This window comes from Curtobacterium pomorum, assembly GCF_044497295.1.
Classification (GTDB): Bacteria; Actinomycetota; Actinomycetes; order Actinomycetales; family Microbacteriaceae; genus Curtobacterium.
The window spans coordinates 3,278,025-3,291,070 of sequence record NZ_CP172409.1; the positions used below are offsets into that span (position 1 = coordinate 3,278,025).

The 13,046-nt window shown below is 71.7% G+C and carries 17 protein-coding genes; 11 read left to right on the forward strand and 6 right to left on the reverse strand.

The window, feature by feature from the left end; genetic code table 11:
- Positions 1-48 precede the first annotated feature (48 nt).
- The 4 genes from ACGH48_RS15655 (at position 49) to ACGH48_RS15670 (ending at position 4,295) form a co-directional block, all read left to right on the forward strand.
- Entirely contained in the window at positions 49-1,323 is a 1,275-nt protein-coding gene (locus tag ACGH48_RS15655; RefSeq protein WP_396289256.1) for a sensor histidine kinase, read from the forward strand.
- On the forward strand, positions 1,305-2,003 hold the full coding sequence (locus tag ACGH48_RS15660; RefSeq protein WP_396289257.1) for a response regulator: 699 nt from the start codon (positions 1,305-1,307) through the stop codon (positions 2,001-2,003). The genes ACGH48_RS15655 and ACGH48_RS15660 overlap by 19 nt, the downstream gene beginning before the upstream one ends.
- Positions 2,004-2,340: 337 nt before the next feature.
- The gene (locus ACGH48_RS15665) at positions 2,341-3,222 is read left to right on the forward strand and encodes an ABC transporter ATP-binding protein (protein WP_123314297.1); all 882 of its coding nucleotides are present in this window, start codon (positions 2,341-2,343) and stop codon (positions 3,220-3,222) included.
- Entirely contained in the window at positions 3,219-4,295 is a 1,077-nt protein-coding gene (locus ACGH48_RS15670) for an ABC transporter permease (RefSeq protein ID WP_123314298.1), read from the forward strand. The genes ACGH48_RS15665 and ACGH48_RS15670 overlap by 4 nt, the downstream gene beginning before the upstream one ends.
- 78 nt (positions 4,296-4,373) lie before the next feature.
- Here the strand turns inward: ACGH48_RS15670 and ACGH48_RS15675 are convergent, their stop codons facing one another.
- From ACGH48_RS15675 to ACGH48_RS15685, 3 genes are all read right to left on the reverse strand, one after another.
- Entirely contained in the window at positions 4,374-4,604 is a 231-nt protein-coding gene (locus ACGH48_RS15675) for a helix-turn-helix transcriptional regulator (RefSeq protein ID WP_123291745.1), read from the reverse strand.
- Positions 4,604-5,215, reverse strand: coding sequence for a hypothetical protein (locus ACGH48_RS15680; protein WP_396289259.1), 612 nt, complete (start codon positions 5,213-5,215; stop codon positions 4,604-4,606). Before ACGH48_RS15680 ends, ACGH48_RS15675 begins: the two co-directional genes overlap by 1 nt.
- A 93-nt stretch (positions 5,216-5,308) precedes the next feature.
- Positions 5,309-6,340, reverse strand: a complete 1,032-nt coding sequence (locus ACGH48_RS15685; RefSeq protein WP_396289260.1) for a YeiH family protein — start codon at positions 6,338-6,340, stop codon at positions 5,309-5,311.
- Between the two features lie 57 nt (positions 6,341-6,397).
- Between ACGH48_RS15685 and ACGH48_RS15690 the strand changes: the two genes are divergently transcribed.
- Positions 6,398-7,063, forward strand: a complete 666-nt coding sequence (locus ACGH48_RS15690; protein ID WP_396289261.1) for a hypothetical protein — start codon at positions 6,398-6,400, stop codon at positions 7,061-7,063.
- A gap of 17 nt (positions 7,064-7,080) precedes the next feature.
- On the opposite strand, the gene ACGH48_RS15695 is transcribed toward ACGH48_RS15690, so the two are convergent.
- Positions 7,081-7,689 carry an LppP/LprE family lipoprotein gene (locus tag ACGH48_RS15695; RefSeq protein WP_396289262.1) on the reverse strand — a complete coding sequence of 203 codons (609 nt, stop codon included), beginning with the start codon at positions 7,687-7,689 and terminating at the stop codon, positions 7,081-7,083.
- Between the two features lie 64 nt (positions 7,690-7,753).
- Here ACGH48_RS15695 and ACGH48_RS15700 point away from each other — a divergent pair, with 64 nt between their 5' ends.
- Both ACGH48_RS15700 and ACGH48_RS15705 read left to right on the forward strand, forming a co-directional pair.
- Positions 7,754-8,569, forward strand: coding sequence for an alpha/beta hydrolase (locus ACGH48_RS15700; RefSeq protein ID WP_396289263.1), 816 nt, complete (start codon positions 7,754-7,756; stop codon positions 8,567-8,569).
- A 146-nt stretch (positions 8,570-8,715) separates the two neighbouring features.
- The gene (locus tag ACGH48_RS15705; protein ID WP_123314304.1) at positions 8,716-9,060 is read left to right on the forward strand and encodes a hypothetical protein; all 345 of its coding nucleotides are present in this window, start codon (positions 8,716-8,718) and stop codon (positions 9,058-9,060) included.
- Between the two features lie 117 nt (positions 9,061-9,177).
- Here the strand turns inward: ACGH48_RS15705 and ACGH48_RS15710 are convergent, their stop codons facing one another.
- A complete protein-coding gene (locus ACGH48_RS15710) occupies positions 9,178-9,360 on the reverse strand; it encodes a hypothetical protein (protein ID WP_123314305.1) in 183 nt (60 codons plus the stop codon).
- 147 nt (positions 9,361-9,507) lie between these two features.
- Here ACGH48_RS15710 and ACGH48_RS15715 point away from each other — a divergent pair, with 147 nt between their 5' ends.
- From ACGH48_RS15715 to ACGH48_RS15730, 4 genes are all read left to right on the forward strand, one after another.
- Positions 9,508-10,278: a LamB/YcsF family protein gene (locus ACGH48_RS15715; protein ID WP_123314306.1), complete on the forward strand. Its 771-nt coding sequence runs from the start codon at positions 9,508-9,510 to the stop codon at positions 10,276-10,278.
- Between the two features lie 5 nt (positions 10,279-10,283).
- Entirely contained in the window at positions 10,284-10,907 is a 624-nt protein-coding gene (locus ACGH48_RS15720; RefSeq protein ID WP_396289264.1) for an allophanate hydrolase subunit 1, read from the forward strand.
- Complete coding sequence (locus tag ACGH48_RS15725) at positions 10,904-11,788, forward strand: biotin-dependent carboxyltransferase family protein (protein ID WP_396289265.1); 885 nt, start codon at positions 10,904-10,906, stop codon at positions 11,786-11,788. The genes ACGH48_RS15720 and ACGH48_RS15725 overlap by 4 nt, the downstream gene beginning before the upstream one ends.
- Before the next feature lie 101 nt (positions 11,789-11,889).
- Positions 11,890-12,192, forward strand: a complete 303-nt coding sequence (locus ACGH48_RS15730; protein ID WP_123314309.1) for a putative quinol monooxygenase — start codon at positions 11,890-11,892, stop codon at positions 12,190-12,192.
- 11 nt (positions 12,193-12,203) lie between these two features.
- Here ACGH48_RS15730 and ACGH48_RS15735 read toward each other — a convergent pair whose 3' ends face one another.
- Positions 12,204-12,962, reverse strand: coding sequence for a glycoside hydrolase family 16 protein (locus ACGH48_RS15735; protein ID WP_396289267.1), 759 nt, complete (start codon positions 12,960-12,962; stop codon positions 12,204-12,206).
- Positions 12,963-13,046 lie beyond the last annotated feature (84 nt).

A 13,046-nucleotide genomic window follows, 5' to 3' on the forward strand; every position in this document is an offset into this window, starting at 1 on the left:
TTGGCGGGAGGCTACTCCCGCCCGGAACCACCCGCTAGCGTTCTCTGCATGGGGACGACGGCGGAGTGGTCACGGCTGCCGGTGGGGCGGCACGAGTACCGGCAGGACACGGTGCTCGCCGTGGTGCTGGCCGGTGGACTCGCCGTCACGACGTTCCTGTACGGGTCCGCCGGTACCTACGGCGACGACCAGGCCGCCTGGTGGGTCTCCGCGCTGATGATCGTCGCGAACGCGGCCCCGATCGCGTTCCGCCGACGGTTCCCGATGTCGGTGGCGCTGGTGTCCGCGGTGGCGTTCGCCGCGACGCAGCTGCTCCAGGTGCCCGAGGTCTTCCTCGTCAACTTCACGCTCTTCATCGCGCTCTACACGGTGGGCGCGTGGTGCTCGGACCGCGTCCGGTCCGAAGCCGTGCGCTGGGTCGTCATCGGTGGCATGTTCGCGTGGTTGTTCGTCGCGATCTCGTTCGGGTGGGCGTCACCGAACGCCCTGCCGAACGACACGGACTCCCCGGTGGCTCCGTACGTGGCGATCTCGCTGTTGAACATCCTCATCAACGTCATCTACTTCGGCGCTGCCTGGTACGCGGGCAACCGGGCATGGGCGTCGGCCGTGGCCCGGCACCAGCTCGACGAACGCACCGCGGAGCTCGCGGCCGAACGGGAGCGCAGCGCTGCCCAGGCCGTCACCATCGAACGGGTCCGGATCGCCCGCGAACTGCACGACGTCGTCGCGCACCACGTGTCCCTGATGGGCGTGCAGGCCGGTGCCGCCCGACGCGTCATCGACCGCGATCCGGCACAGGCGACGGCGTCGCTCGGCGTGGTCGAGGAGAGCGCGCGCACCGCAGTCGAAGAGCTGCGGCGGATGCTCGGCACCCTGCGGTCGGTCGACGAACCGAGGGCCGGGGACCCCGGTGTCGGGGACGGTCCGAGCACCGAGGGCATCGCGCGCATCGGTGAGCTCGCCGAGTCGGCCCGGATCGCCGGGCACCCGACCGAGTACGTGGTCGTGGGCGACGAGCGTCCGGTGCCGCCGACGGTCGCCGCCGTCGCGTACCGCATCGTGCAGGAGGCCGTGACGAACGTCCTCAAGCACGCCGGCCCCACCGCCCGAGCCGACGTCCGGTTGCGGTACCTGGACGACGGCCTCGAGGTCGAGGTCACCGACGACGGCCACGGCGAACGCGCGGCGCGGAACCCGTCGGGCAGCGGCCTCGGGCACGTCGGCATGCGAGAGCGGGTCGCCGCCGTGGACGGACGGATCGAGATCGGGCCACGCGCCCGGGGAGGCTACCTGGTGCGGGCATGGCTGCCGACGACGTGAACGAGACGAACGACCTGACGATCGTGCTCGCGGACGACCAGGAGCTGGTCCGGGCCGGGTTCCGCGTGATCCTGGAGTCCGAGCCGGGGTTCCGGGTGGTCGGCGAGGCCCCCGACGGTGCCCGTGCGGTCGAGGCCGTCCGGATCCTGCGCCCGGACGTGGTGTGCCTCGACGTGCAGATGCCCGGCGTCGACGGGCTCGAGGCGGCGCGGCGGATCGCAGCGTTGCCGGACCCGCCGGCGGTGCTCATCCTGACGACGTTCGACAGCGACGACGCGCTGTTCCAGGCGCTCGAGGCGGGTGCGAGCGGCTTCCTGCTGAAGAACGCCTCCCCCGAACGGCTGATCGACGCCGTCCGGACCGTCGCCGCCGGGGACGCCCTGCTCGCGCCCGACGTCACGCGGCGGGTGATCAGCCGGGCGACGGCAGCGCCGGTGGCGAGTGGCCGCGCCTCCGACCGGTCCGGCGACGCCGCTCTCGCGTCCGCCGGGCTCACCGAGCGCGAGACCGAGGTGCTCCGGCTGCTCGCCCGGGGGCTCAGCAACGCCGAGATCGCCGCCGAACTGTACGTCGGTGACGCCACCGTGAAGACCCACGTGTCGAACGTGCTGCAGAAGCTCGCGCTGCGGGATCGCATCCAGGCGGTCGTCTGGGCGTTCGAACACGGCGTCGCCGGCTGACCGACACCGACCGATCCAGCACCGGCCGAACAACCCAGCACCGTGCCGAGCTCGCGGACCACGCTCGCACCGTGCGCCCTCGTTCAACCTGTGCAGCGTTGACCGCACCGTGCCCGGCCACGACCACGCACCGAGCAACCAAAGCCCCACGGGCCGAACAACCCCGCACCGTGCCGGTCGCCGCACACCGCGCAGCACCACGCGACGACCCCGCCCCCTCCCCCGTGCGGTGGAGCCGACCGCCCACCCAAGTCCCGCCGGACGGCGGAGGCGACCCGTGCCTCCTGGCCAATAGCGTCGACGCAGGCGGCGCAGGCCGTCGCGAGAGGGGTACGACATGCTCACCATCGAAGGGGTGACGAAGCACTTCGGCGACCGCCGGGTGCTCGACGACGTGGGGTTCACGGTCGGCGACGGCCGTCTCACCGGGTTCGTCGGCGGCAACGGCGCCGGCAAGACGACCACCATGCGCATCATGCTCGGTGTGCTCCAGGCCGACGCCGGATCCGTCTCGATCGACGGCACCGAGGTCCGGCCCGCCGACCGCCGCCGGTTCGGCTACATGCCCGAGGAACGCGGCCTGTACCCGAAGATGCCGGTGGCCGAGCAGATCACCTACCTGGCCCGGTTGCACGGCGTGGACAAGCGCGCGGCGACCACGCGGACCACCGAGCTGCTCGAACGGCTCGAACTGACCGGCCACGCTGACGATGCCGTCGAGAAGCTGTCGCTCGGCAACCAGCAGCGGGTGCAGATCGCCGCGGCCCTCGCGCACGACCCCGAGGTACTGGTGCTCGACGAACCGTTCTCCGGCCTCGACCCGATGGCGGTCGACACGGTGCTCGGTGTCCTGCGCGAGACCGCGGCCCGGGGCGTCCCGGTGCTGTTCTCGAGCCACCAGCTGGACGTCGTCGAGCGGCTCTGCGACGACGTCGTCGTGATCGCGGGCGGCACCATCCGCGCTGCCGGCCCGCAGGACGAACTCCGCAAGCAGGCCGGCCCCGCCGCCTGGGAGCTGCTCGTCGACGGTGACGTCGCCTGGCTCCGCGACGAGCCCGGCGTGACGGTCCGCGAGTTCGACGGCGGCTACGCGGTCTTCGAAGCCGAGCCGGCCACCGCCCAACACGTCCTGCAGCGGGCCGTGCAGCACGGCACCGTCGGCTCGTTCGCCCCGCGGGTCCCGCGGCTCAGCGAGGTCTTCCGGGAGGTCATCCGATGAACGACTCCTTCGTGCAGGCCGTGCGGCTCGTCTCCGCACGCGAGATCCAGGCACGCATCCGCAGCAAGGCCTTCGTGGTCTCCGCCCTCATCCTGATCGGCATGGTCGTCGCGTCGATCGTCGTCGGCGGCATCGTGAGCAAGGCCACCGCCGACGACACCACGCCGGTCGCGGTCGTCGACGGCGTCTCGCTGCCGACCACCACGGGCCTCGACGTCACGGACTCCACCTCGGTGGCGGACGCCGAACGGCTCGTGCAGAACGGCGACGTCGACGCGGCGATCGTGCCGTCCGACGACCCGCTCGGGTACAAGGTCGTCGGCCTCGACGAGGCACCGACCGACGTCGTCTCCGCGCTGAGCGTCACACCGCGGATCGAACTGCTCGACCCGGACGCGCTGCCCGGCGGACTCGTCTACCTCATCGCGATCGCGTTCGGCGTCGTGTACTTCGCCTCGGCCGTGACGTTCGGCCAGTCCATCGCGCAGAGCGTGGTCGAGGAGAAGTCGACCAGGGTCGTCGAGATCCTGATGTCCGCGATCTCGGCCAGGGCACTGCTCGCCGGCAAGGTCCTCGGCAACAGCGTCATGGCGTTCGCGCAGATCGTCGCCGTGGCCGTCGCCGCGGTCGTCACCCTGGCGGTCACCGGGCAGGACAACATGTTCTCGATGCTCGGCCCGAGCATCCTCTGGTTCGTCGGGTTCTTCGCCGTCGGCTTCGTGCTCATCGCCTCGCTGTTCGCCGCGGCGGCCGTGCTCGTGTCGCGTCAGGAGGACGTCGGCAGCGTCACCACCCCGGTGATGATGCTCGTGATGATCCCGTACATCCTGATCATCGTCGCGTACAACAACCCGACGGTGCTCGGCATCATGTCGTACGTCCCGTTCAGCGCTCCGATCGGCATGCCGATGCGGATCTTCCTGGGTACGGCCGAGTGGTGGGAGCCGATCCTGTCTCTCCTGATCGTGGTCGCCTCGGTGGTCGTGGTCGTGCTCGTCGGCGCTCGCGTCTACGAGAACGCGCTGCTGCGGACGGGCAGTCGCGTGAAGCTGACGGAGGCGCTGCGCGGCTGACGCCGCCGAGCCCGCAGATCGGACGGGAGGCCCGGATCACGTGAGCAGGTCGGCTCACGTGGTCCGGGCCTCCCGTCGTCAGTCCGCGCGCACCGAGAAGACGTCGCCCGGCTGGCACCCGAGCTCCTGGCAGAGCCGGGTGAGGGTGGAGAACCGGATCGCGCGCGCCCGGTTGTTCTTCAGCACCGACAGGTTCACCACGGTGACCCCGACCCGGTCGGCGAGCTCCGTCAGGGTCATGCCGCGAGCGGCGAGCAGCTCGTCGAGGTGGCAGACGACCGCGTGGCCGTCCTCCTGTTCCGGGGGCATCAGACCAGCCCGGACTGGTCGCGCACCATCCGCTGCGAGGCGGTGAGGGCGAACCGGAAGCAGATGACGACGAGCAGGCCGAGGTACACGGGAACGAACTGGTGGTCGACGTCCGGCGTCGGCAGGTACCCGTCCCACCCGAGCCCCGAGACCACCCAGTTCCACCCCATCCGGCGGACGAACTGAGGCACGAAGCCGGCCACCAGCACCGCAGCGGCGAGCCAGTCGAGGATGCGGGTCGTCGACCGGTCGAACAGCCCGCCGCGCGAGATCTTCCAGGCCACCGCCGCGACGAAGGCGATGAGCGCACTGACGAACAGGACCTCGAGCGTGTCACCGACCCGGATGTACCCGATCGCCCCGGCCGGCACGTCCGCGATCGGAGCCCGGAGCACGAGGTGGTCGGCGGTGACGGTCGCACCGCCGGGCGGCTGCGGGACGTCGCTCGTCGCGGTCATCCGGACAGGCACCGACACCGTTCCGGAGCCGACCGAGCGGACGAGCAGGTCGACGTACCGCCAGACGACCAGGACGATGCCGATCGCGCAGCAGGCGACGTAGGCGAGGTAGGAGTTCCGCCCGCGGGGCGGTTCGTACACGGGTGCGGTCATGGCGTCTTCCCCTGTCGATCATCGATACCATCGAATTTCGATACAACGATAAACGATGGGTCCGACCGGTGCAAGACCCTGCGCCGCCCCGACCTACAGCAGGCCGAACGCCGCCTGCGCCCCGAGGCTCGTGCCCGCCACCAGCACCCAGAGCGCGATGCCGAGCAGCATCGGACGGAACCCGGCACGGCGCAGCGCCGCGAAGTCCGTCGAGCAGCCGATCGCGGCGAGGGCCACCGTGATGAGGAACGACGCCGCGGTCGAGAACCCCGGGGCAGCCTCAGCCGGCAGCACCCCGACGGTCCGGAGCAGCACCACCACCAGGAACCCGATCAGGAACCACGGGACCAACCGGAAGACTCGGAAGCCGCTGCGCGACCCCGTGTCGGGCGCGAGCTGCTCGCGGGAGGCGCGTCGGGCCTCCAGTCCGGCCAGCCCGATGACGATCGGGATGATCATCAGGGTCCGCACCAGCTTCACGACGACCGCCGTGTCGGTCGCCTGGCGACCGTAGACCGTCGCGGTGGCGACGACGGAGGACGTGTCGTTCACCGCCGTCCCCGCGAAGACGCCGAAGGCGTGCTGGCTGAGCCCGAGGGCGTGGCCGAGCAGGGGGAAGGCGAACACCGCGGCGATGTTGCAGAGGAAGATCGTCGACATCGCGTAGGCGACGTCCGCGCTGACCGCACCGATGACGGGCGTGACGGCCGCGATCGCCGACGCACCGCAGATGCCGGTCCCGACGCCGATCAGGGTGCGGAGGGCGCTCGACACCCGCAGCAGGCGACCGATCCCCCACGCTGCTCCGAGGCACACGACCAGGGTCGTGAGCATGACCGGCAGGGTCTCGCCCCCGATGCGCAGCACCTCGCCGATCGACAGCTGCGCGCCGAGCAGCACCACGGCGAACTGCAGCACACGGCTCGACGAGAACTTCACACCGGGAGCGAGCACGGCGAGGCTGCCACCCGTGCGCCGACGGACGAGCCAGCCGAGCACCGCGCCGATCAGGACTGCAGGGACGGGCCCGCCCACGACCGGGACGGCCGTGCCGACCAGGGTGGCGACGAGGCCGATCGCGACGGCGACGGCGACACCGGGTGCGGCGGTGCGGGCGAACTGCATGGGACCAGCATCTCGTGCTCGCGGCCGTCGTGCGGTGCAGCCGGGCAGGATGGTGCGGTGGAGTACGCGGGCGAGCGGTGGGTGCAGCGGCTGCGCGACGGCGAGATGCCGAAGCGGTGGCCGGTCCTGGTCGGCCTCGCGATCGTCACGGTGGCTGGCGGGATCGGGGTGTACTTCTCGGTGACCCACCTCGACGGCATCCTGCACTCGGAAGCCCGACGCCCCTTCGCCCTGCCGCTCTTCTCGGTGCTGCTGCTCGGGTTCGGGCCCGTGGCCGCGGTGCTGTCCTGGTTGCGCGGGCGGCGCGACCGCATGGTGCTGGACCGGATCCGCCGGAACGGGACGACGCCGCGGTTCCACCTGCCCGTCCTCCGCACGGGCCAGTACGCCGCCGACGACTTCCCGGACCCGAGGCCGGAGATGTGGACGGTCGACGCAGCGGGCCTCCACGCGTGGTCACCCGAGCGCGACGCACCGGTGTTCGACCTGGTGTGGGACGACATCAGGACGATCGAGCTCGCCTCGACGGACGTCCGGGGACAACGCACCGACACCGGCATCTGGATCGTCACCGAGGCGGTCGGCCGGTTCGTGCTGCTGCCGCGGGCCGTCATCGGCAGGCCGTTCGGCGCGAGCGTGACGAAGATCCACATCCTGATGCAGGTGCTCCGGTCGCTGCGGCGGGAGTTCGACCCGGGCACCACGCAGCGCGCCCCGCGCTGAGCCGACGACGGGCCGACTCAGCCGACGGGCGGGACCTCGCCAGTCATGTCGACGCGTTCGGTGCCGTCGTTCCAGACGTACGTCGCCGTGGTGCGACCGGAAGCGTCCGCGTTCGCCTCGTTCGCCTTCGCGTAGGTGTAGGTGACCTTGATCGAGGCGTCGGCCAGCCGCTCGACAACTGGCTCGAACGCGTACTGCTCGGACGTCGCGGTGCCGAGGTAGCGGCCCTGGTGGAAGAGCAGGATCGCGTACGGTGAGCCGGCCGTGGCCATCTCGGGCGAGACCACCGACCAGGAGAGTGCCGCGCAGGCGTCGTAGCCGGAGTAGTCGGCGTTCGCGGCGTCCCACTTCGTGCCCTCGAGGCCAGCGGGCGACGGCAGCGCAGCGATCCCCGATGCCGCTGCCTCTGCGCCGCTCGCGGGTCCACACGTGGGGGTGGGCGTGGGGGTCGGCGTGGTCGTCGGCGTCGGGGCGGCCGCCGTGTCCGTCGGCGCCGCGGTCACGGTCTCGGTGACGGTCGGGGTCGCGTCACCGCCCTCGCCGCCGTCTCCACCGCCGGAGCACCCGGTCAGCAGGGCCACCAGGGCGGCGCTGGTCAGGAACAGGGCACTCTTCGATCCACGCACCCCTCCACCGTGGACCGTCGACAGCTGCTCCGCTCGCATCGTTACCGGCCCGTAGTCTGCTGGCATGGGGGGAACAGCGGGGACGGTCGGCGTCGTGGACGACGTGCTCGCGGGTCCCCACGGCCCGGTGCCGATCCGGCGGTACCGACCTGCGGACGCCCGGACCGCGCCGACGCTCGTCTGGTTGCACGGCGGCGGCTTCTTCCGCGGCGACCTGGACCTGCCGGAGTCGGATGCCGTGGCTCGTGCGCTCAGCGCGCGCGGCGTCCCGGTCGTCACCGTCGACTACCGGCTCGGTCCACTGCCGGGCATGCCCTGGATCGGTCGGACGGGAACCCGAGCGCGCCGCCGTGCGCCGCATTCACGCGACGAGGTCGTGGCGGTGCTCCGCGAACTCGCGACGGAGTGTCTCACCGGTCTGGTGCTGGGCGGCGCGAGCGCTGGAGCGTGTCTGGCGGCCACGGCGATCCCGGCCGCCCCCGCGCTCGCCGGCGCAGTGCTCGCGTACGGGTTCTTCCACGCGCGGATCCCCCGCGACCCGGCCGTGCAGCGGCTCGTGCGCGGGCACCGGCGCATCACACACGCTCCGCTGCTGCTCGACGCCGCGAACCGCACCTACGCCGGGCCGCTCGGTGCCGGAGCGTTCCCGGCACCGCAGGCGCTCGGCACGTTCCCGCGCACGCTGATGCTCGACGCCGAGCGGGACACGATGCGCGCGTCCGGCGACCGGTTCGCCGGGCAGCTCCGCGCAGCCGGGGTCGACCTCGAGCGCCAGGTGCTGCCCGACAGCCGACACGCCTTCCTGAACCGTCCAGCGAGCAGCGACTTCGCGGCTGCCGTCGATCGGATCGCGTCCTGGGTGGTCCGACGGCCCGACTGAACGGTCGAGCGTGTGCGACCGTCGGACATTCCGGTGACGCCACGACGAAGCGGACGTATTCTGCTGTCGGAAGCAACGGCGGTTCCGAACACCCTTCGCCACGTTCACCGTCGTGGCGTCCCGCCTCTGCGACGAAGAGTCCCACCGTGACCGAACACCTCATCGAGTACGTCGCCCGTGACCGCACGGGCATCACCGCCGTCGTGACGACCACCAGCGTCATCGACGTCGACACCGTGATCCAGCACATCAGCTCGGGCCACACCGGCTACTACGTCGCCGCCGACTCGTGGAAGCGGACACCGGTCCGGAGCATGTCGTTCATCGGCGGCACCTACCTGTTCGCGAACTGGGACGGCTCGAAACGGAACATGCTGCACGACCTGGCGTTCCGGTCGCCGACGCGAGCGGTCCAGACCGCGGAGGTGCCGGAGTCCCGCTTCGCGCGGTTCCTCAGCGCGGTGTTCGGTCGGCGGCTGCCGCAGCCCTGACCCCTGCACGCTGCTGGCGCCGATGGCGACGCGGTGTCGACGCGGTGTCGACGCGGAACGACGTCCCCGATGTCGCACGACGACGAGGACGTCGTTCCGAGTCGACGAGCGACCCGCCTACTTCTCCCCGTCCTCTTCCGGGTTGAAGTGCGAATCGTCCCCGACGTGCCCAGCGGCCAGGCCGTCCGGGTCGTTGGGGATGGTGTTGTCGTCGCCGAGCCCGCCCGGCTTCTCGGTGCCCTCGGAGTCGTTCACGGGGGCCTTGGTGTCGTCGTCGTGCGTGTTGCTGCTGTCGGTCATGGTCTGCTCCAGTGCAGTGGTCGAACCGAGGGCGACGCCCCCGGCAGGTGCTGACCTCGGACGCTACGTGCCGCTGCTCGGAATCAGGTGACACGGCGCCGCGCACTCGGTAGATTGTTCAACAACCCGCGACGACAGGGAGTCCCCGTGACGACGATCGACCTGAACAGCGACCTCGGCGAGGGCTTCGGCGCCTGGACCATGGGCGACGACGCCGCCATGCTCGACGTCGTGTCGAGCGCGAACATCGCCTGCGGGTTCCACGCCGGCGACCCGACGATCATGCTCGCCACCGCCCGCGCCGCCGCCGAGCGCGGTGTCGCCATCGGGGCGCACGTCGCCTACCGCGACCTCGCCGGCTTCGGTCGCCGACCGGTGCACGTCACCGCGGACGAACTCCACGCCGACGTCGTGCACCAGCTCGGCGCGATGGCCGCCACCGCACGGGTCGCCGGAACCGCGGTCACCTACGTCAAGCCCCACGGCGCCCTGTACAACACCGCGTGCGCCGACCCGGTCCAGGCCGAGGCCGTGGTCCGGGCGATCGCCGACGTCGACGGCTCGCTGGCGGTGCTCGCGCTGCCGGGTTCCGAACTCCTGCTCGCCGCCGAACGCCACGGGCTCCGCGCGGTGGCGGAGTCCTTCGCCGACCGCGCGTACGAACCCGACGGCTCCCTGGTGTCCCGCAGCAAGCCGGGCTCCGTGCTCCACGATCCGGACGAGGTCGCCGCCCGGGTCCTCCGCATGGTCACCGAGGGCGTCGCGACCGCCGTCGACGGCTCCGAGCTGCAGGTCCGTGCCGACTCCGTCTGCGTCCACGGCGACTCCCCCGGTGCCGTCGCGATGGCCCGCGCGATCCGAACGACCCTGACCGAGCACGGCGTCACGATCGCGCCGTTCGCACCCGCCGCACCGTGACCGGCGTGGACTTCCGGCCCGCCGGCCGCGCCGCCCTGCTCGCCACCTTCGACTCCCTGCCGCAGGTCGTCGCGTTCCGCACGGGGCTGGCCGAGGCTCGGCTGCGCGGCCTGACCGAGGTCGTGTCGGGCGCACGGACGCTGCTGCTCCGGTTCGACCCGGCGACGACCGACGCCGCACGGCTCCGCAGTGCACTCGAACGGGTCGCACCCGCCACCGACGCCGATGCGGCGAGCGCCGCGGATCCCCTCGTCGTCCCGGTGGTCTACGACGGCGAGGACCTCGACCAGGTCACCGCCCTGACGGGCATGGACCGCGACCGGTTGATCGCGTGGCACACCGGCCAGCTCTGGACGAGCGCGTTCTGCGGCTTCGCCCCGGGCTTCAGCTACCTCACCGGCACCGAACCGTCGCTCGACCTTCCACGCCGGAGCGCGTCGCGCACCGCTGTGCCGAGCGGTGCCGTGGCCCTCGCGGGCGAGTTCAGCGCCGTCTACCCACGCGTCTCCCCCGGCGGCTGGCAGCTCATCGGCCGCACCGACGTGCCGATGTGGTCGCTCGACCACGAACCGCCGGCACGGGCGCCGGCCGGCACACGGGTTCGGTTCGTCGACGCGGGTGCGGCATGAGTGCGCTGACCGTCCTGCAGGTCGGCTTCGGCTTGGCCACGCAGGACTTGGGACGGCCGGGCTTCAGCGACATGGGACTCGGTGCGGCGGGTGCCGCCGACCGGGGGTCCGCAGCACTGGCCAACCGGCTGGTCGGCAACCGTCCGGATGCGGCCGTCCTGGAGGCTCTGCTCGGCTCCGTCACGCTGCGCGCCGACGCGTACGTGGTCGCCGCCACCGCCGGGGCCGCTTGCCCGGTCGAGATCGAGCGGGCAGACGGCCGGGTCCGCGGAGCGGCCTCGCACGAGGTCCTGATGCTCGCGCCGGGCGACACGCTCCGGATCGGCACCGCCACCACCGGGCTGCGCTCGTACGTCGCGGTACTCGGCGGGTTCGCGGTCGAGCCCGTGCTCGGCAGCCGCTCGTGGGACGCACTCGCACGACTCGGGCCGCCCCCGTTGTCGTCGGGCGACGTCCTGCCGATCGGCGATGCCCGCGCCTCGTGGCCGATCGTCGACGCCGTCCCGCAACCCGACGAGCGCTGGCCGGACGACCCCGTGGTGCTCGAAGCGACCGCCGGCCCTCGCGACGACTGGTTCACACCGGCGTGGCGCGACACCCTGACCGGCCAGGACTTCACCGTCGGGTCGGACAGCGACCGCGTGGGTGTCCGCACCACGGCTCCGCAGCCACTCGTCCGCGCCGTGACGGTCGAGTTGCCGAGCGAGGGGGTCGAGACCGGATCACTGCAGGTCCCGCCGGAGGGCTTCCCGGTGCTGTTCCTCGCCGACCACCCGGTGACCGGCGGCTACCCCGTCGTGGCGGTCCTCACGCCGGAGTCGGTCGACCGTGCGGCGCAGCTCCGTCCGGGCGACACCATCCGCTTCCGGCTCGTCGGCTGACGGCGGGCCTGCACACCGATCCGGAACAGGTCGGCGCCGCCGCGGGTTGAGTCGGACACTGCCGACCAGTTGCGTCGGACTGCCGACGAAAGGTGCACCACATGTCGATCACCGTCCTGCTCGATGTCCAGTTCCGGAGCGACGTCCCCACCGACACCGTCGAGGCGGCGATCCGCGAGACGCTCGCGCAGACCCGCGCCTTCGACGGCTGCGAGTCTCTCGAGGTCCTGGTCGACGACGCCGACCCGACGCGCGTGGTCGTCGTGGAGTCCTGGACGAGCGGGGCCGCCCACGACGCCTACGAGGCGTGGCGGGCGACCCCGGACGGTGCCGCAGCGATCGGGCCGATCGTCGCCGCTCCGCCCGTCGCGCGGACGTTCGAGCGGACAATCGCGCTCGGCTGACCGGGTGTGGGTCAGCCCGTGTACTCGTACGTGCTGACCCAGTCGATGTCCAGGTGCCCGGCGGCACCCCAGTTCCCGACCTGGAACATGTAGCGGTGTGCCGTCTTCGGCACGTTCGAGGTGACGGTCTTGATGACCTTGCCGTCGAGCAGGTACTTCACGGACGTGCCGGGGATCCACTCGACCGAGTAGACGTGCCAGCTGCGCCAGGTCACCCCGGTGCTCATGCTCGTCGCGGTCGCCTCCTGCCCGGCGACCATCGAGTGGTGGTGGAGCATCGGCGACCCCTCGAAGTTCGCCTCGGGGTAGTCGATCTCGCCGTCCGACCAGACGTTCGACGACGGCCACAGCATGAACGCTGCACCGTTCCCGTTGCCGCCGGTCGCCTTCGCGCGGACGCTGAACTTGCCACCCACGTGCGACCACGCGCCGTTCGGGGTCCCGAAGGTCCCGGCGGCGCCGCGCTTGCCGTCGAGCTTGACGTCCATGTAGCCGTCGCGGGCGCTGACCTGCGAGCCCGAGTAGTACGTGCCGCCGGTCCCGTCCGGGTAGGGCTGCCACGAGTTCGCGTAGGTCTTCGCGAACGGTCCGTTGGCCGACGCCGCCTTGCTGAAGTTCTCGACGAAGGTCTGCTTGAACGTGCCGACGTTGCCGACCGGGGCGGTGACCCCCGCGTAGGCAACGGTTCCCGCTCCGAGCGGTGCCGCCACGACGACGGCTCCGACGAGTGCGGCGATGAGTGCGGTCCGCCTGATCCTGCGGTGCTGCATGTGTCACTCCCTGCTGTGACTGGTGGCACCCGTTCCCCTCGGGTACCCAGCCGGATCTCGGCTGCGCACCGAGGGTAGGTGCAT